Below are 18,235 nucleotides of genomic sequence, written 5' to 3'. Positions count from 1 at the left end.
TAAGAAATCATGGATTTGGAACCCACAATAAATAAAGAGCTATCGACCAAACAGATTCCATCTACACGCAAGTGGTGGAGGAAATGGTATGCCCAGAGGCATATTCAGACGATGGCTCTACTCGGAGTCGCGTGGATGATTATATTCAACTATATTCCAATGTACGGTGTAATCATTGCGTTCAAAGAATTCGACATCATACGTTCAATATCCGAGGCACCTTGGGTAGGGTTGATGCATTTCAGAGATTTTCTAGATGATGATAATTTAGTGAATGTGATCAAAAATACGTTAGGAATTAGTTTTATTAAGTTAATTGTTGGGTTCCCATTGCCTATCATATTTGCTCTCTTTCTTAATGAAGTACGATCTATTCGATTCAAGAAATTTGTACAGACGATCTCCTATCTGCCTCACTTTCTCTCATGGGTTGTACTGGGTGGAATTCTAGCAACATGGTTAGCTGATGTAGGGATTATTAACAACATATTACTTGCATTACATATTATCGATCAACCGATCACATATTTGGCTGAACCTAACTATTTCTGGACGATCATTATCACCTCGGATTTGTGGAAAGAGTTGGGATGGTCAGCGATTATCTATCTTGCTGCGATCTCGAGTGTATCTCCTGAAATGTATGAAGCAGCGACCATCGATGGTGCAGGACGTTTTCAGAAAATGTGGTATATTACATTACCTTCGATTAAATCTACGATAAGTATTCTATTCATTCTGGCCGTTAGCGGCGTGCTTAACTCCAATTTTGATCAGATTCTAGTCTTGCGTAACGCATTGAATGACAGTGCTAGTAATGTTATTGATTACTATGTATATCAAACGGGCTTACTCTCGGGTAGGTATTCGTATTCAGCTGCTGTCGGATTGATTAAGTCAGTGATTGCACTAATTCTACTACTTGTCGCAAATAAAATATCTAAAAAAATCAATGATACGTCGCTGTTTTAGAACAAGGAGGTTCATACACACATGTTTACTCTGCAACGCAAAACCAAAGGTGAGGCCCTTTTCGATCTACTCAACACGATCGGTATGCTCCTTATCTGTTTCCTTACCCTTTACCCGATATGGTACGTCTTGGTCAACGCCTTTAATAATGGCACAGATGCTATGCGGGGGGGATCTACTGGTGGCCGAGAATGTTCAGTCTTAAGAATTTTGAGGCGGTATTCGAAAGCCCAGGTATTATGACTGCCATGGGAATTACGGTTGCTAAGACGCTCAGCGGTACTGTAGCGCATGTATTCTTTACGGCGATGGTGGCCTACGCCTTCTCACGAAAAGGACTCATAGGAGGTAAAATTTATATTATCATGGGTACGGTTACGCTATTCTTTGCAGGCGGACTGATCCCGTCATTCTTACTGATTAAAGATCTTCATTTACTTGATAATTTCCTAGTATATATCATTCCTTTCATGTTCAGTTTCTTCGACCTTATCATCTTCATGACGTTCTTTCGAGAAATTCCAGAAGGGTTGGAGGAAGCTGCTAGAATTGACGGTGCGAACGATTGGTCTATCTTTCTGAGAGTGATTCTTCCCGTATCCATGCCTGTTATTGCGACCATTGCCTTATTCCATGGTGTATTTCAATGGAATGATTATTTCACGGGAATGATCTATATCAACAATACGGATCTACAGCCTATACAGACTTATTTATACCGAGTTGTTGCGCAATCGAGTTCAAGTCAAATGATGACTGCGGTGCAAGGAAGTGCTGGAACAAAGACAGTGACATCCCAATCGATTAAATTGGCGACCATGGTCGTTACGACACTTCCTATTGTGTTCGTCTATCCTTTCTTACAAAAGTACTTTGTGAAGGGTATGATGATTGGTTCAATCAAAGGATAGTCTATTATTTCAAGGTAGTTCCTCTTACTATCTACGGATGGTGAGAGTTGCAATATAAATAATGATACCAATGAAAAGGGGTAAGAAAAAAACATGAATCATCATTTGAAGCGTAGCTTGTTCCTGCTGATAGCGTTGGTAATGGTAGTTTCTACAGCTGCCTGTTCCTCAGGGAATAGTGAGAAAGAGAAAGCTGCTAATAGTAATAAAGGGGAAGACACTCCCATCGTCAAGCTGACCGCAGATCAACCGGGTTGGAAAGAAGATATTACTCCGATTACATTTGATTGGTATTTGAATTTCTCTTGGTTTGCAAATAAATGGGGCGTGGATCCGACGTCGAAATTTATTACGAAAAAGACGGGCGTAGATATTAATTTTATCGTTCCTGCAGGTAATGAAAATGAGAAGCTAAATACATTAATCGCGTCTGGTAATCTCCCAGACTTCATAACGTTAGATAAAGGAGAAGCTTCCATACAGAAGATGATTGACGGTGAGTTGGTACTCCCGCTGAATGAACTAGCTGATGAATATGATCCATACTTCTTTACATCCTCTGATGCAGCTAAGCTGTCATGGTATACACAGCCTGATGGTAATGTCTATGCTTATCCCAATGCGTCGTCTTCTCCGAAAGATTATGCTCAATATGGAGATACTTATGTCTCTAACCAAGTGTTTCTCGTACGTAAAGACATGTACGAAGCCCTTGGTAAACCGGATATGCGTACACCAGATGGTTTCTTGAAAGCGCTACAATCCGCTAAGGAGAAATTCGGTACTGTAAACGGTCAACCTTTAATTCCACTTGGATTACATGAGTTTACAGAGAACGGGAACTATTCCCTAGAAGGTTATATACAGAATCTATTAGCAATCCCAAAAGCGAAGGATGGCCAACTATATGATCGCTCGACGGATCCAGAATATGTGACATGGCTCAAAACATTACGTCAAGCGAATCAAGATGGGCTACTTTCCAAAGACATTTTCATTGATAAGCGTCCTCAAATGGAAGAGAAGCTTGCACAAGGCCGTTATTTTGCATTGATCTATCAAGGTAAAGATATGGAAGCACAATTAAATACGCTCTTTACAAATGATCCGAATTCAGTATATATCGCTGTTGATGGACCAACCAACAGCAATCTAGATACACCTACACTGGATGGTCCTGGTATCTCTGGCTGGACAGTAACCTTGATTTCCAAGAATGTGAAAGACAAAGCTCGTGCTATTCGTTTCCTAAGTTATTTGAATAGTGAAGAGGGAAATAAGGACTTGTTCTTAGGAGAAAAAGGCTTCACCTATGATACAATTGATGGAAAAGATCAGTTTAAACCAGAAGCTTTAGCACTACTAAATTCAGACAGATCTGCCTTTGATAAAGAGTATGGGGCATCGCACACCTTCTGGATGCTGATGAATACGAACATGACAGATCAATGGGCACCAAAAAGGGTAGAACCGTACAAATCCATTGAAGATTGGACGAGAGGGAAGACGGTGAGTGCATCTGAGTTCGAGTTATTGAATCCGACAGGTAATTCCCCAGAAGGTATCATTAATACGAAGCTTGGACAGCTGTTAGGTAAGACGTTACCTAAGCTTCTTATGGCACAATCGGATGCCGAGTTCGACACCCTTTGGGATGAGTATCAAGATAAACGTAAGAAAGACGGATTGGATAAAGTGACTGCATTCCAACAAGCGAAATATGAGCAGAACGTGAAGAAGCTAGAGGAATTCCTCAAATAATGATATAGGTAATAGAGCCCCGAACCCGTAATTGAACGAGTTCGGGGCTGTTTCAACGAGAATGGAGAGTGCTAGATGATGAAATGGACACCCAAATATGTACAATCATTGTTGTATTGGTGGGATCGTAGATCGTTACAGAGTCGCCTAATATTCGCATATATTTTTATTATTTTGGTGCCTAGTTTAATAGTTTCTGTCTATTCTTTCAATGCAATTAATGAAACCTATATTAAAGATACGATGAGTAAGAATGGGAATTTACTGGAAATGGAAAAACTTCATATTCTGAATCAAATCGAGTCGATGGAGCGTTCGGCTCAGCTTGCTGTATCTGATACAGATGTTGAGAATTACTTGACGAGTGAGACTGAACCACAGTTAGGAGAACTTGTTGATTTTAATATGAATGCATTTGTTAATTTAACACGGATACAGTTCAACAATCCTAATATTGAGCATTTGCGATTGTTCTCGGCTAGCGAGTATGTACATGAAATTTGGCCTATTATTTTCCGAGAGGATAGGATTCAGCAAGAACCATGGTATAACCAGACATTGGGTCTAGGGGATCAACAGATGTGGTATTTCCAAGACGATGATCATGACTTTACGAAGAGAAATTCTAATTCAATAACAGAGAAAAAACCTAAACTCTCTTTGCTTCGAGAGATCAGTATCCCTACCGGTGTGCATTCGGGCATTATTCAAGTGGATATGTTACTGTCTCAATTCTCACCTAGGACATTCTCGAATATGCAGGATGCTCAGTCGCAATTGTTTTTATTAGATGGAGATTTACAAATGTTTACAAAAGAGAATGATTCCTTCCTTCAAGACAATAAAGAAATGAATAAAGTGATTCTCGATCGTTTTACCTCTCTTCGACAAGGCGGAGTATGGGACACTCAGTACAATGAGAAGGGTAAATCGTTCTTATTTATCCAGACTCCAATTGAGCGTATGGACGCTTACTTGCTGAATGTAGTCTCTATGGAGGATGTTTTGAAGGATATTTCGGTTATCCGTAACAAGACAATTGGAGTCAATGTTTTATTTATCGTATTATTCACGGTGATCGCCTATGTATTAAATGCTTTTATTCTGAAAAATTTAGTAAGACTTACCGAAGCGGTGAAGAAGGTTCGTCGAGGGGAGCTCTACTCAGGGATTACGATTCGTGGTGGCGGAGAGATTAGTGAGCTGGCTCATCATTTCAATAAGCTGATGTACAAAATCAATGAACTTGTTGCCGTAGCTGTTCGTAAGCAGGCACTGACCAAAGAAGCAGAATTACGAACGCTACATAATCAAATTGATTCACATTTCCTCTATAATACGTTAGAAAATATTAAAATGCTGGCGGAAATAGACAACAATCGCACCGTATCCGATGCTCTGACTTCGCTTGGTGGAATGATGCGTTATAATTTCAAATGGTCGGGTGAATATGTCAAATTAAAGGATGAAATCAGACATATCCAAAACTATATTGATGTGATGAATATTCGGTTTGAAGAGCCAATTTTGTTGGTCATGGATATTTCACCTCAATATATGGAGCTAGAGGTACTGAAGATGTCACTCCAACCCATCGTAGAGAACAGTGTGAAGCATGGGTGGTCAGAATCCAGTACAGAAGAGGCTGACAAGAGAATTCATATCTTGATCGAGACAGTGAAAGAAGATATTTGTATCTCGATTATGGATAATGGAGATGGCATGGGAAGCGATCAGCTTATAGAACTAAATAAAGGGATACAAGAGGATGGATTCAATATTCAGAACGCGTCAGATCAAGATAAACAAGGCCACGTAAGGACTAGTGAAGGAATTGGATTACATAATGTACATCAGCGGATTCAACTCTTTTATGGCGAGAGTTATGGGTTGGAGATTTCTAGTGTAGAAGGCGTTTATACGAAAGTACTTATAACTTTACCTAAAGTGCTATTGACAGGAGGAAGTACGGATGAAGCGAACGCTACTGATCGTAGATGATGAGAAAAATATTCGATATGGATTAAAGACGATGATTGAGCGAGAGTTCCCAGATTTATATGGTATTCATATGGCGAGCAATGGACAAAATGCATTGGATCAATACAGAGAGACACGTGCCGATATCGTGATTACGGATATACGAATGCCTGTAATGGACGGCATCCGACTTATAGGTGATTTAGCCATCGAGACTGGCGATAAAGGACCGGTCGTTGTCATTTTAAGTGGATATGATGATTTCGAATATGCAAAGACAGCGATCAAATATAAGGTGAAGGACTACTTGCTAAAGCCTATTCGCCGTGAAGAACTGTTCGATCTACTCATACGTATTGAGAAGGAATTAACAGAACAGGAAGCGATCAATCGGCAACGAGAAGAGCAAAGTGAAGTTTTCTACAAGGGGCTTCGTTCCAGTTGTATACAGCAATTGTTGCTTCAACCTAAGGATTTGTCGGACGAGGAGTTGGAGCGTTATATTGTCGAGATTGGGTTTCATCAATTTAAGAAGCCCTATAGAGTAGCCGTTGTGAATTTTCAATATGAAGATGGGTCTAGGATGTCTCCAAATGAGACACAAAGTTTAGTGGAACGACTGTCTGGTTCATTTGACGGGAACCTTGAAGCGATGACCTCTGACTTTGAAGGAAAAATAGTGCTGGTTGGGAGTCCAAAGAATTGGTTTCAAGAGTTATCTATACAGGCTGAAGTAAAAGGTTGGCATGGGTTGCGAATGGGTATTAGCAACACTGAGGCTCATAGCCTATTAGATATTAGAATGCAATATGAGGAGGCTCTTAGAGCACTGCAATATACCTTTGTGTATCCACAAGCTAATTATATTGATTATGCAGCGGTAAAAGAGGAACGTCGGAGCTTTTCACTACCCCACGAGGATATCCGTAAATTGGCTAACATGCTCGGTACAGACCGTGAGAAAGAAATGATGGCGCTGTTGGGTTCAATATTTCAGATTGAACATTTGCATCAGATCGACATTGCGTATTTGGAGCGAGTTAGTAGACTCGTGAATGAGCAGGTACTAGATGAGGTATTTCTTGTATACGGAGAATCTTCAGTGGAAGTACTTAAGCTATACAAGAAGGTAGGGAATATGTCCAACTTCAGGTGCTTTCATGATTACTATCGCAAGTTAGAACACTTACTTATTAGCGTGAATGATTATGTTACACAGGTTCGATCAGCATATACAGAGCATGGTGATATGAAAGAAGCAGTTGCTTTTATAGATGAGTACTATGCCCGTCCGTTGAATATGGCGATGGTGAGCAATCATGTGTCCTTGAGTTACTCTTATTTTAGTGAGGCATTTAAGGCTCATACGGGTGACAATTTCGTTCTATACTTAAAAAAGGTACGGATTCGACAAGCCAAGGAATTGTTGTTGAATAGTCCGCTTAAACTTGCAGGGATTGGGGAATCCGTCGGGTTCGAGAATAGCAAGCAATTCTCTCGTGTTTTTAAAGAACTAGAGGGGATATCTCCTCATGAGTATCGAATAAAGCTTCATGCTGACGAACGATTAAAGGATGATTCTAGTTCTAGTGAATCGATATAAGTTCATCAAATAAAACAAGAAGAAACGGCTTCGCGTCCTTAAAGGAAGGCGAAGCCGTTTCTCATAGAAATATAAGCAATGAATAGTGAAAACTAATATGGCTCTAATTCATAATCAGTGCTTGCTGAAACTAGAATTTTATGCTGACTATAGTGGAGAGGATGGAATTGTCATGGAGAAGCGTAGCGTTCGCCTTTGCCCCTGAATTTTAACCGCTATTAGCGGTGTAATAAAAAAATTTGGGGGCAACAGCGATCGGAAAGACAATCCATCCGCGTAGCGGTCATTTATCAACTCATTTTTTCAAGCACCGATTTTGGTGTTGAGCGACTAATATTTGACTTTATTTGCTTCTAATATTTTTGAAAGAGGCAGATGTCTCTTTAATTCCTTTTTCAGCAGCAAATCTTTCAATACTAGATGCCCCAAAGAATCCAACAATGCCCTCTACTTTTTCAATGACATAAGCGGCATCGTCAGGTTCTGCAATGGGACCTCCATGACAAATGACCATAATATCAGGATTAACAGATTTACCAGCGTCAATAATACCTTGAATACGTTCAACACAATCATCTAAAGTTAGAGCTGTGTGAGCACCAATGGTACCTTTTGTAGTCAGTCCCATATGAGCCACTAATATATCTGCACCCGCTTCAGCCATTTTTTTCGCTTGTTCTTCATCGAATACATAGGGTGTTGTTAACATATCTAATTCATGAGCTTGTCTAATCATATCCACTTCTAAATCATAGCCCATACCTGTTTCTTCTAGGTTTGCACGGAAAACACCATCAATTAACCCAACCGTTGGGAAGTTTTGTACCCCACTGAAACCTTGATCTTTTAATTGTTTTAAGAAAACATGCATAAGTCTAAAAGGATCTGTTCCACATACACCGGCTAGTACAGGGGTGTTCTTCACAATGGGGAGTACCTCACTGCCCATTTCAACGACGATTTGGTTAGCATCTCCATAGGGCAGTAAACCAGCTAGAGAACCACGACCAGCCATTCTGTAACGGCCGGAATTGTAGACGATTAACATGTCTGCACCACCCGCTTCACTACTTTTCGCTGTAATACCTGTACCCGCGCCGACACCTAACAATATATTTCCTTTAGCAATCTCTTCTTTGAAACGATTTATAATTTCTTGTCTTGATAACATGATCATTCGCCCCTTATTTGTTTCTTAACATCTGAATTAATCTTTCAGCTGCGGCTTCAGCAAATTCCTGATTATTAATATCTGTATCCATTTCTATGATTTCCACTTTGCTTGGATCTATATGTTCTCTCAATGTATCGAATAACATCTTATCTTCTTCTGGACCGTGGAAGGGCTGCCCTTCGAGATCAATGCCAGATAATCCTTTTAACGGAAGTATTAACGTTGTAGGTCCTTGTGACATATTTAATTTATCGGCAATGATTTTACCGATTTGTTTATTTTCTTCAATCGTTGTGCGCATCAAGGTAATCGTGGGATTATGCTTATAGAAATTACGGCCTTCAAATTGTGTAGGAACAGACGCAAATGGACCAAAGTTCACCATATCTAAAGCTCCTAAGGATACAACTTGTGGGATTGATTTCTTAGCTGCTGCTTCTAATCGATGTGGACCCGCTGCCAGAATACCGCCGACGGTCTCATCAGCCCACTCTGTTGTCGTTAAATCAAGGACACCGTCAAAAAATCCAGTTGAAATGAGATGTTCCATAGTACGGCCGCCTACACCAGTAGCATGGAAAATGAGCAGCTCATATCCTCTATCTTCTAGATATTTTTTAGCATAATTCACGCATGGTGTGGTTAAACCAAACATGGTTGCTGCAATTAAAGGTTTGTTCTCTAATACCGTTGTATGTTCAAATTTAACCATTCCAACAATCGCAAACACTGCATTTGTGAATATTTTAGTGGAAATGACATTTAAACCAGCAACGTCTACAACCGATGGCATCATAATAATATCGCTTGTACCGATATAAGGTTCAGTATTTCCAGATGCAACGGTAGATACCATCACTTTAGGTACACCAATGGGTAAAGCTCTCATTCCTGGTGTCACGATCGATGTACCGCCTGTACCCCCAAATGATAGTATTCCGTCAAACTTACCTTCTGCATATAATTTAGGTAATAAAATTTCCATACCTTTAGACAGAACTGCTGTAGCATTCGCTCGATCTTTCTTTGCGGCAATTTCTCTAATATCTTCTCCGGCCGCAGCTACGACTTGTGCATTGGAAACATCAGGCTCAAATATGGGGTCAAATACACCTGTGTGAATCGTAAAAGTCTGTAGACCTAATGATTCAATCAGTTCTTTCACAAATAGATATTCTTCACCTTTTGAATCTAATGTTCCAGCTAAGGCAATCGTCTTCACATTAATCACTCCTCGTTTATTGTAATAATAAACACGAAAGAAAACAGGACCATGAATCTAATTACATGATAACGCTTTCCTTCCGTAAAGTTAATGTGTTTATGTTCTATATATTTGTCTTTATGTTACTTTTTTAAGTTTTTAAAATACGCTGTGGGTGAGATGCCTTTATGATTCTTAAATATTTTACTAAATTGAGCATAGTTAGGGTAACCAACCATTTCTGCAACATTATTCAAAGGCAAATCTTCTTTCTGTAATATTTCAATCGCACGGTGAAGTCGGAAATGAATCAGATACTGTGTAAATGAGATACCTACTTCTTTCTTAAACAATGTGCTTAAATAGGAGCGAGATAAGCTTAATATAGCTGATACTTCATTTAACGTGATGTCGTCCATATAGTGTAAACTTATATACCTTTTTATGAATTCTATATAATCTACTTTACTTCCTATACCTTCAATTATTTTCGCTATCAATTCGTCGTAATGAAAATCATTGGATTGTTTGAATGATTTCGTAATTTGTGTTAAAGCCTGTTCGGAAGGTATTCTTTCAAAAACGGAACCGCCAATATAACCCATAATATCCGTGTCATCATACATGAATTGAACATCTATCGGTTTAGTAACAGGACCACCATAGATCATTTTAATGATGTTTGGATTGATTTGATTACATCTATCAAAAATCGTTATCGCCATTTTTTTAGCAGATTGCAACGATACAATCTTTTTAGCACCTAATGAGCCACCTTCGGTTAGGCCTAAATGAACACAAATGACATCAGCACCCGCCTCTAACATGCTCACTGCTTGATCTTCATTGAAGACAAAAGCTACGGTAAACAAACCTTTTTCGTTAGCAAGACGAATAGCCTCTACTTCTTTGTCATAAGTCATCCCTTGTTCTTCTAATGCTTCTCTAAAAATACCATCTATGAGTCCGATACTAGGAAAATTATTAATACCAGCAAAACCTTTGTCTTTAATTAAATCGATGTACTGATCTAATAGGATGGTTGGATCCGTTGCGCATATACCGAAACAAATAGGGATATTCTTAATTCTTGGAATGAGTTCCTTCGAGGCAAAGTCCATCACCACTTCATTACTATTGGCATAGGGTAGAAACCCCGCTAACGAACTGACACCCATTTGCCTGAAGCGACCTGAACTTAAAGCTAAAATAAAATCAGCACCGCCTTGTTCTGCATATTTAGCAGTCATACCTGAACCTGCAGCAACACCAATTAAATGGTTATGTACTTTTAATTGGTTATACAGATAGGTTGTAATCTCATATTTGTTCCGCATTAGTCATGAACTCCTTATCTTATTGTTATATTAAAAGTATTGTACAATAGTAGGATTGGCTAGCATTTATAAACTGATTCACAGAATGTTCACTTGTGAAGCAGTGGTATTAGTCTGTATACTTAGAAAAATTTCATATGGCTGGATGATGTTTATGGGAGATGGAACGAAGTGTTCCAACCGAAGGGGCAAAACTCTCAGGTGCTTGTGGAAATGACAAGTGAAGACCGTAAACGGACAGAACTCTGGAGAGACCCTTGTCATAGGGCGCCGAAGGTGCACGGCAGATGAATATATCTGCTTAAACTCTCAGGCAAAAGGACAGAGATGGGAATGATGTAAGCAGAAAGCCTACGCCTTGTGATTATATTCACGATAAAGGCAGTGGGTGTGTTTTTCTCATATCCTGAATCTCTCCAAGAGTCAAAATCAGTCGATTTGGCTCTTTTTGTTTTCATTTTTTAAGGGGGAGTAGTTAAGATGATAGGAATATTAGACAAGATTGATAGTTGGGTATGGGGACCTCCATTACTTATTCTAGTCATGGGAACAGGGTTGTGGCTGACGATTCGTCTGAATCTGCTACAGGTTCTTCGCCTGCCGCTGGCGCTCAAGTTGATTGGAAAGTCGCCTAATGATGGTAGCGGAGATGTTAGTAGCTTCGGGGCGTTAAGCACAGCTCTTGCAGCAACCGTAGGAACAGGGAATATCGTAGGTGTAGCTACAGCCATAAAGCTGGGTGGACCCGGAGCCTTGTTCTGGATGCTGGCGGCAGCCTTTCTGGGAATGGCGACTAAGTACTCAGAGGGATTACTGGCTGTTAAATATCGGACACTAGACAAGAATGGACAATATTCTGGTGGACCGATGTATTACATTGAGAAAGGTCTTGGTCCACGCTTTCGGCCGCTAGCGATCATGTTCGCAGCTAGTGGTATTCTGGTTGCTTTGTTCGGAATTGGGACGTTTCCGCAGGTGAATGCGATTGTATCTGCTACAGAATCGAGCTTTGGAGTACCAGTCGTCGTAACAGCTCTTATTCTAACGGTGTTGACAGCGATCGTGACCATTGGGGGAATTAAGAGCATTGCGCAGGTGTCTACAAAAGTGGTGCCTTTCATGTCAGGTTTGTATGTTATTGCTTGTCTAGGAGTTCTCATTATCTATGCTGAAGAGCTTCCCCATGCGATTTCTCTCGTATTCACATCTGCGTTTTCAACTACCGCAGCTACGGGTGGCTTCCTCGGGGCTACGATCATGCTTGCTATGCGCAGCGGTGTTGCCAGAGGGATCTTCTCGAATGAATCCGGCTTGGGGAGCGCACCGATTGCTGCAGCTGCAGCCAAAACCAAATGGTCCGCTGAGCAGGGATTAGTCTCGATGACAGGTACTTTCATTGATACGATTATTATATGTAATCTGACGGGACTCATGCTATTGGTAACGGGGGTGTGGAATGGTGACAGCGAGGGCGCACTCATGACACAAGAGGCTTTTGCTACTGCTTTTCCTGCTTTTGGGGCAGGGTTAGTGACGATCTGTTTGATTCTATTTGCTTTTACAACGATTCTCGGATGGAACTATTATGGGGAACGTTGTGTGGAGTATTTAGTTGGGGTCAAAGGGATTAAACCTTATCGTTATCTGTTTATAGCTCTTGTGGCAGGTGGAGCATTTATTAAGTTAGAGGCGGTTTGGTTGTTGGCTGATATTTTCAATGCGCTGATGGCGTTTCCGAACTTGATTGCATTACTTGGGTTATCCGGTGTCGTTGTGCAAGAGACACGCGTGTATATGGCGGCTGTTCATGGAAAGAAAAAGTCTCAGAAGGCACTTAACACAAGCATCGATGCGAAATATAAGTAACTAATTATTAGGTGTTGCGATTGACCTCTACTATTGAGAAACTAACAACGAACCTCCTGTCCTACATGCTGTGGGATGGGAGGTTTGTGTATACAGATAGAAGATCCGATGGATTGGATATGTTCATGAAATACATGTTTATCCATTCATTTATATGAATAGTGACACCTTCAGCAGTTACTGCCTGTTGACGTATGAAGAAGACCACATTATACTTCCCATGTTACACATACGGGTATATGTATAGTGGGTAGTGGGTAAGATTCAGTTGAGTGATGACGAACAACGTGGTATGGAGATCGGTCCGAATCGTTGTGCGATCCACGACTGATAAACAGTACTATTCCTGGCTTTCTGACGAGTCATACACAACTCTTACTCCAAGGGGAGCATAGGTTTCTTCCTTATAGTGGCCTTGCGAACAAGACTTAACCAAGGAGAAGTTAGTTTTCTCGACGGATAGTAATTCATTACACTTAGGGCATCTGTTTTCAAAAAGACTTTTCCATTTATTCAACTTAATAACCACCTAATTCTTATGAATTTACTTGGTTTTAATTATAACTTCAGAGTTCCCTGATGTATAGGGGTTATGAGATTATTTTTGCGAATCTCAGTGGGCTTAGTCTATTGAGTTAGCGATATAGAGGTGGTGCCTATGGACATTTTTCTATCCATTATTATGATTATCATTGGTTTTATCGGTTCCTTCTTTTCAGGATTATTGGGTATAGGTGGAGGCATCATTAATTATCCACTTTTACTTTTTGTTCCTTCAAGTTTTGGTGTAGCTAACTTTACGGCACAAGAGGTATCCGGCATAAGTATGTTTCAAGTTTTCTTTGCGTCATTAGCGGGTGTTCTTGCCTTCAGAAAGAAGGCTAAGAAGAGTAAAACCGAAACTTCACTGATCCACAAGGGACTTGTATTAAACATGGGGATTAGTATTCTGCTTGGAAGTCTTATAGGAGGATACGTATCTAAATTTCTAGCTGAAGATTCTATTAACATTATTTATGGTGTATTAGCCATTGTTGCTGTTGTGCTTATGGTCATTCCGAATAAAGGGACACAACAAGAAGATTCGGATCAAATATCATATAATAGAATCATTGCGACTATAGCGGCCTTTTTGACCGGTATCGTATCAGGAATTGTTGGCGCAGGCGGAGCTTTCATTCTTATTCCTATTATGTTAACCATTTTAAAAATACCGACTAGAACTACCATTGCTTCTTCCCTTGCTATCGTATTTATTTCTGCCGTAGGTGGTGTGATTGGGAAAATAACGGGGGGACCTATTCCTATCATCCCAACTCTTTTTACGGTTATAGGAAGTCTATTAGGTGCGCCATTCGGATCACGGATTAGTGCAAGGATGAATGTGAAATATTTACGTTACGCTCTAGTCGTTTTAATTTCAGGGACTGCCATTAAAGTGTGGATGTCTATATTTCTATAATTTGGAAGGAATTTCAAATAGCTAAGGCGAATGTATACCTATAACTCCACTTGTATGTTCTCAATGTGGATTACAAAATGATATGTTGAACAACCTGAAAATTTAAATAAGTGTCAATAGAGAGTAATTAGTTTTGCTCATACAGAAGGGGGCGATGAAGGATGGGTAAGCACAAAGTGGTATTATACATTGCTATGAGCTTAGATGGATATATTGCAAGGAAGGACGGTTCAGTGGATTGGCTAGATGATGTTGAGGGTGACGAGGTAGATAACGGGTATGGAAAGTTCTATGATTCAATTGGAACGGTGGTTATGGGCAGACTCACCTATGATGAAGTACTTAGCTTGACAGATGATTTCCCGTATGCTGATAAACCCTGTTATGTGTATTCAAGGTCCAAGCAAGTGGAAGCGCCTCACGTTGTGTTCACGGATGAACCATTAGAGAGCTTCATTCCGAGATTGAAGGATACGTCCAAGGGAGATATTTGGCTAGTTGGCGGTGGTCAGCTTGTCCAAACTTTTCTAGAGATGAAGTTGCTTGATGAGATTTATCTTGCAATCATTCCAAAGGTGCTGGGAGAAGGCATTCGGCTGTTCCCTAAAGGAACCATTCCGAATTCATTTAAATTACTGAAGATGGAACAACTGGGGCAAATCGTTGCCTTGAGTTACAAGGTAATTGTCTAAAGATCCGTTCTTGGCAGGGATGAAGATAATGTATTAAATAATGAATATGAATAATTTTCTTTTAAAGACTCGCCATTGGTGGGTCTTTTTGCATTATCTTCTCCCGTAAGAGGGTGAATTAAGCTTAGCAATGACTAATCAATTATGCTACCATAAAGGGTAATATTTCTAAACAGACAAAGGCGGAGTTTTCATTAAATGAAAAAATTTAAGAAGTTTTATATCGAGATAACGAGTGTATGTAATCTGGCTTGTACCTTTTGTCCACAAACGAAACGACAAGCTAATTTTATTAAAGTCGATGCATTTACCAAGATATTAGACGAGATTAAGCCTCATACTGATTATATTTATTTTCATGTCAAAGGAGAACCGCTTCTTCATCCCAAAATTGATCAATTGTTGGACTTGAGTCACGAGCGAGGGTTCAAAGTGAATATTACTTCGAATGGGACGCTTCTCCCTAAAGTTAAAGATAAAATTATGATGAAGCCGGCATTACGGCAGATGAATTTCTCACTACACAGCTTCGATGGGCATGAAGGATCTACGAATAAAGAGCAATACGTATCGACGGTTTTGTCTTTTGCTAAAGAGGCTGTCCAGCATACCGATGTTATTATTTCATTAAGATTGTGGAATCTGACTGAGGACAATATGACGAATCTTGAACGGAATCGAAACCGCCAAATTCTTGAAATGATTGAGACAGAGTTCAACTTGGATTTTAAGATTGAAGAAAAAGTCATGCCGGGGAGTGGCGTCAAAATAGCTAAACAAATTTATCTAAATCAGGATCATGAGTTCAAATGGCCAGATCTTAAAGAAGAGGAGGATGAGGGGAAAGGGTTCTGTCATGGTCTCCGCAACCAAGCCGGTATATTAGTGGACGGAACCGTGATCCCGTGTTGTCTGGATGGAGAAGGGGTTATTAATCTAGGTAACATCAATGATACACCGTTCTCTGAAATTGTGGAGAGTGAGAGAGCGAATAACATGTATGATGGGTTCTCGAGACGAGAAGTCGTAGAAGAGTTATGCAGAAAGTGTGGGTATCGTAAACGGTTTAATGTATAGAATAAAAACACCTATCATCCTAATTTTTAGGGGGATAGGTGTTCTACATAATACAGTTTATTGATTGTGAAATGGTCGAATACATCGATGAGAGTACTACAAAACAGGAGGGGAAATCGTGTCTATGGATTTGAAAAAACTACGTTACTTTATCGCAGTGGCGGAAGAATTGCATTTCAACCGTGCTGCGAAAAAGCTGAATATAACCCAACCTCCCTTGAGCCAACAAATCCAAAATCTTGAGGGAGAACTCGGCGTTAAGCTTTTGGAGCGAACCAAGAGACAGGTTCGACTTACGTCAGCAGGAACGATATTTTTGGAGGAATCCAGAAACATCGTTTCTCAACTGGAACGATCTATTAAGGTGACACAACTGGCAAGTCAGGGAAAAATTGGACATTTGTCCATCGCATTTGTTGATTCGGCCGTTGGTGGTATGATGGTCAACGTTTTAAAGCGATTTCGGGAGCGTTTTCCCGATGTGCAGCTTACCCTATCTGAAATGACATCTGTTCAACAACTGAAAGCTTTACACGATGGAAAAATCCATGTTGGTTTCCTTCGTGTGCTAGATCCGTCCAAACATATCACCTCTCGACTCTACACCAACGAAACACTCGTTGCCGTATTACCCGAAATACATCCGTTAGCCTTACATCCAACTGTGTCTCTACATTCTTTGGCGGACGAACCTTTTATCTTGTCTCCGCATCATATGGGGGCTTCTTTTCATGACCTCATTATAGACTGTTGCAGGCAGCATGGATTTCAGCCCCACATCGTGCAGGAAGCTGTTCAAATGTATACCATTGTTAATCTGGTAGCTGCGGGTATAGGAATTTCAATTGTTCCCTCTTCGGTTTCTGTTTTTCAGCGTAGTGATGTCGTATTCCGGCCATTTATCGAAGATACACCGCGAGTCCCTCTGTATGCGTCCTGGAAAACAGATATGAGTGAGACCATTCTGACTAATTTCCTAGAAGTGATGGAGGAAACAGCCAATAGTCAGACAAGCAACCTTGTGTAACCCTATAATCTTAACCGGTTTTACTTGGATCAAACTCAACAACGCCATTTAAGATGCTATTTATTTGCGTCATGACCTCAGGATCTAGGCAGACACCTGCAGCTTTTACGTTTTCCTTTACCTGCTCGGGCTTGGAGGCGCCAATAATAGCTGAGGACACTTGTGGGTTTTGCAGAACCCACGCTACCGCAAGCTGTGGCAGCGTCAAACCGCATTCCTTCGCGATCGGCTGGATTCGTTCTACTGCCTGAAGGACTTCCTGATGTAACCACTGTCCTGCCAAACGTTTGAAGAATCCCGAACCTGCTGTCGTAGAAGCTCGGGAGCCCTCTGGTATCGGCTTGTCTGGTGCATATTTACCGGAAAGAATACCCTGCGCCAGTGGTGACCAGACAACCTGCCCCATTCCTTCACGCTCACAAGCGGGAATAACTTCGGCTTCAATAACACGCCACAGCATGGAATATTGGGGTTGACTTGCCACAAAGGGAACTCTCATTTCCCTTGCCAAAGTTGCTCCAAGCTTTATCTGCTCTGCTGTCCACTCGCTTACCCCTATATACAGAACTTTTCCCTGCCGAACCAAATCGGAAAATGCCAAGAAGGTTTCTTCAAGTGATACGGTCGAATCAAATCGGTGTGCATAATAAACATCAATATAATCCGTTTGCAATCTTCGAAGCGAAGCATTGCAGGCTTCCATGATATGTTTACGGGACAGCCCTCTATCGTTATGTCCAGGACCCGTTGGATGGAAGACCTTCGTGCACAATTCAATACTTTCACGACGTATTCCCTTTAAAGACTCACCTAGAACAGATTCCGCCCTCGTCTCCGAATAAGCATCAGCTGTATCGAATGTTGTAATCCCGGAGTCTAGTGCAGCATTTACACAAGCTTGCGCTGTAGCTTCATCCACTTGTGCACCGTGGGTTATCCAGTTACCCAATGCTATTTCGCTTACCAATAAGCCGCTTTTACCAAGTTTCCGATATTTCATTCTTAATTCCTCCCTTCAATATAAATCTGATTATAACAAGTGTTATTTAATTTAAAAATATATAAAATACTCATTATTAATATGAAAAATGAATTACTTAAAAATATAATTACTATTTCTTTCGCGAACGAAGTCAAGAACATGGCAACATTATATATTGTTACAAACT

General features: G+C 40.4%; 13 protein-coding genes, 1 pseudogene and 1 riboswitch. Of the genes and pseudogenes, 10 read left to right on the top strand and 4 right to left on the bottom strand.

Annotation, left to right across the window (positions count from 1 at the left end; genetic code table 11):
- The first annotated feature begins 9 nt into the window (after positions 1 to 9).
- The 5 genes and pseudogenes from UB51_RS10895 to UB51_RS10875 all read left to right on the top strand — a co-directional run bounded on the left by UB51_RS10895 (position 10) and on the right by UB51_RS10875 (position 7,227).
- Positions 10 to 972: an ABC transporter permease gene (locus UB51_RS10895; protein WP_044877318.1), complete on the top strand. Its 963-nt coding sequence runs from the start codon at positions 10 to 12 to the stop codon at positions 970 to 972.
- Positions 973 to 993: 21 nt separating this feature from the next.
- Positions 994 to 1,883: pseudogene (locus UB51_RS10890) on the top strand (carbohydrate ABC transporter permease).
- Between the two features lie 93 nt (positions 1,884 to 1,976).
- Positions 1,977 to 3,644, top strand: a complete 1,668-nt coding sequence (locus UB51_RS10885) for a type 2 periplasmic-binding domain-containing protein (RefSeq protein ID WP_044877317.1) — start codon at positions 1,977 to 1,979, stop codon at positions 3,642 to 3,644.
- A 75-nt stretch (positions 3,645 to 3,719) separates the two neighbouring features.
- The gene (locus tag UB51_RS10880) at positions 3,720 to 5,645 is read left to right on the top strand and encodes a sensor histidine kinase (protein WP_044877316.1); all 1,926 of its coding nucleotides are present in this window, start codon (positions 3,720 to 3,722) and stop codon (positions 5,643 to 5,645) included.
- A complete protein-coding gene (locus UB51_RS10875) occupies positions 5,617 to 7,227 on the top strand; it encodes a response regulator (protein WP_044877315.1) in 1,611 nt (536 codons plus the stop codon). The genes UB51_RS10880 and UB51_RS10875 overlap by 29 nt, the downstream gene beginning before the upstream one ends.
- 343 nt (positions 7,228 to 7,570) lie before the next feature.
- Here the strand turns inward: UB51_RS10875 and UB51_RS10870 are convergent, their stop codons facing one another.
- From UB51_RS10870 to UB51_RS10860, 3 genes are all read right to left on the bottom strand, one after another.
- Positions 7,571 to 8,404, bottom strand: a complete 834-nt coding sequence (locus tag UB51_RS10870) for a phosphoenolpyruvate hydrolase family protein (RefSeq protein WP_044877314.1) — start codon at positions 8,402 to 8,404, stop codon at positions 7,571 to 7,573.
- A 7-nt stretch (positions 8,405 to 8,411) separates the two neighbouring features.
- The gene (locus tag UB51_RS10865; protein WP_044877313.1) at positions 8,412 to 9,623 is read right to left on the bottom strand and encodes a Tm-1-like ATP-binding domain-containing protein; all 1,212 of its coding nucleotides are present in this window, start codon (positions 9,621 to 9,623) and stop codon (positions 8,412 to 8,414) included.
- A gap of 125 nt (positions 9,624 to 9,748) precedes the next feature.
- On the bottom strand, positions 9,749 to 10,942 hold the full coding sequence (locus UB51_RS10860) for a phosphoenolpyruvate hydrolase family protein (RefSeq protein WP_044877312.1): 1,194 nt from the start codon (positions 10,940 to 10,942) through the stop codon (positions 9,749 to 9,751).
- Positions 10,943 to 11,177: 235 nt separating this feature from the next.
- Positions 11,178 to 11,277: riboswitch (glycine riboswitch) on the top strand.
- A gap of 145 nt (positions 11,278 to 11,422) precedes the next feature.
- Here UB51_RS10860 and UB51_RS10855 point away from each other — a divergent pair.
- The 5 genes from UB51_RS10855 to UB51_RS10835 all read left to right on the top strand — a co-directional run bounded on the left by UB51_RS10855 (position 11,423) and on the right by UB51_RS10835 (position 17,066).
- Positions 11,423 to 12,808, top strand: coding sequence for an alanine/glycine:cation symporter family protein (locus tag UB51_RS10855; protein WP_044877311.1), 1,386 nt, complete (start codon positions 11,423 to 11,425; stop codon positions 12,806 to 12,808).
- Between the two features lie 658 nt (positions 12,809 to 13,466).
- Positions 13,467 to 14,270 carry a sulfite exporter TauE/SafE family protein gene (locus UB51_RS10850; protein WP_044877310.1) on the top strand — a complete coding sequence of 268 codons (804 nt, stop codon included), beginning with the start codon at positions 13,467 to 13,469 and terminating at the stop codon, positions 14,268 to 14,270.
- A 161-nt stretch (positions 14,271 to 14,431) separates the two neighbouring features.
- Positions 14,432 to 14,962 (top strand): dihydrofolate reductase family protein, encoded by a 531-nt coding sequence (locus UB51_RS10845; protein WP_044877309.1) that lies wholly within the window; start codon positions 14,432 to 14,434, stop codon positions 14,960 to 14,962.
- Positions 14,963 to 15,160: 198 nt separating this feature from the next.
- A complete protein-coding gene (locus UB51_RS10840) occupies positions 15,161 to 16,039 on the top strand; it encodes a radical SAM/SPASM domain-containing protein (RefSeq protein ID WP_044877308.1) in 879 nt (292 codons plus the stop codon).
- 124 nt (positions 16,040 to 16,163) lie between these two features.
- The gene (locus tag UB51_RS10835; RefSeq protein ID WP_044880056.1) at positions 16,164 to 17,066 is read left to right on the top strand and encodes a LysR substrate-binding domain-containing protein; all 903 of its coding nucleotides are present in this window, start codon (positions 16,164 to 16,166) and stop codon (positions 17,064 to 17,066) included.
- A gap of 10 nt (positions 17,067 to 17,076) precedes the next feature.
- Here the strand turns inward: UB51_RS10835 and UB51_RS10830 are convergent, their stop codons facing one another.
- The gene (locus tag UB51_RS10830; RefSeq protein ID WP_044877307.1) at positions 17,077 to 18,066 is read right to left on the bottom strand and encodes an aldo/keto reductase family protein; all 990 of its coding nucleotides are present in this window, start codon (positions 18,064 to 18,066) and stop codon (positions 17,077 to 17,079) included.
- Positions 18,067 to 18,235 lie beyond the last annotated feature (169 nt).

Source organism: Paenibacillus sp. IHBB 10380 (genome assembly GCF_000949425.1).
Classification (GTDB): domain Bacteria; phylum Bacillota; class Bacilli; order Paenibacillales; family Paenibacillaceae; genus Paenibacillus_AQ.
Note: the sequence above shows the minus strand (reverse complement) of the source record. Positions and strands in the feature narration are given on the sequence as shown.

What these genes read in the sequence shown, in the direction of transcription:
- UB51_RS10835 (WP_044880056.1), top strand. Translation starts at nt 16,164, where the DNA reads ATGGATTTGAAAAAACTACGTTACTTTATCGCAGTGGCGGAAGAATTG.
- UB51_RS10860 (WP_044877312.1), bottom strand. Translation starts at nt 10,942, where the DNA reads ATGCGGAACAAATATGAGATTACAACCTATCTGTATAACCAATTAAAA.
- UB51_RS10875 (WP_044877315.1), top strand. Translation starts at nt 5,617, where the DNA reads ATGAAGCGAACGCTACTGATCGTAGATGATGAGAAAAATATTCGATAT.
- UB51_RS10880 (WP_044877316.1), top strand. Translation starts at nt 3,720, where the DNA reads ATGATGAAATGGACACCCAAATATGTACAATCATTGTTGTATTGGTGG.
- UB51_RS10840 (WP_044877308.1), top strand. Translation starts at nt 15,161, where the DNA reads ATGAAAAAATTTAAGAAGTTTTATATCGAGATAACGAGTGTATGTAAT.
- UB51_RS10895 (WP_044877318.1), top strand. Translation starts at nt 10, where the DNA reads ATGGATTTGGAACCCACAATAAATAAAGAGCTATCGACCAAACAGATT.
- UB51_RS10850 (WP_044877310.1), top strand. Translation starts at nt 13,467, where the DNA reads ATGGACATTTTTCTATCCATTATTATGATTATCATTGGTTTTATCGGT.
- UB51_RS10885 (WP_044877317.1), top strand. Translation starts at nt 1,977, where the DNA reads ATGAATCATCATTTGAAGCGTAGCTTGTTCCTGCTGATAGCGTTGGTA.
- UB51_RS10855 (WP_044877311.1), top strand. Translation starts at nt 11,423, where the DNA reads ATGATAGGAATATTAGACAAGATTGATAGTTGGGTATGGGGACCTCCA.
- UB51_RS10830 (WP_044877307.1), bottom strand. Translation starts at nt 18,066, where the DNA reads ATGAAATATCGGAAACTTGGTAAAAGCGGCTTATTGGTAAGCGAAATA.
- UB51_RS10870 (WP_044877314.1), bottom strand. Translation starts at nt 8,404, where the DNA reads ATGATCATGTTATCAAGACAAGAAATTATAAATCGTTTCAAAGAAGAG.
- UB51_RS10845 (WP_044877309.1), top strand. Translation starts at nt 14,432, where the DNA reads ATGGGTAAGCACAAAGTGGTATTATACATTGCTATGAGCTTAGATGGA.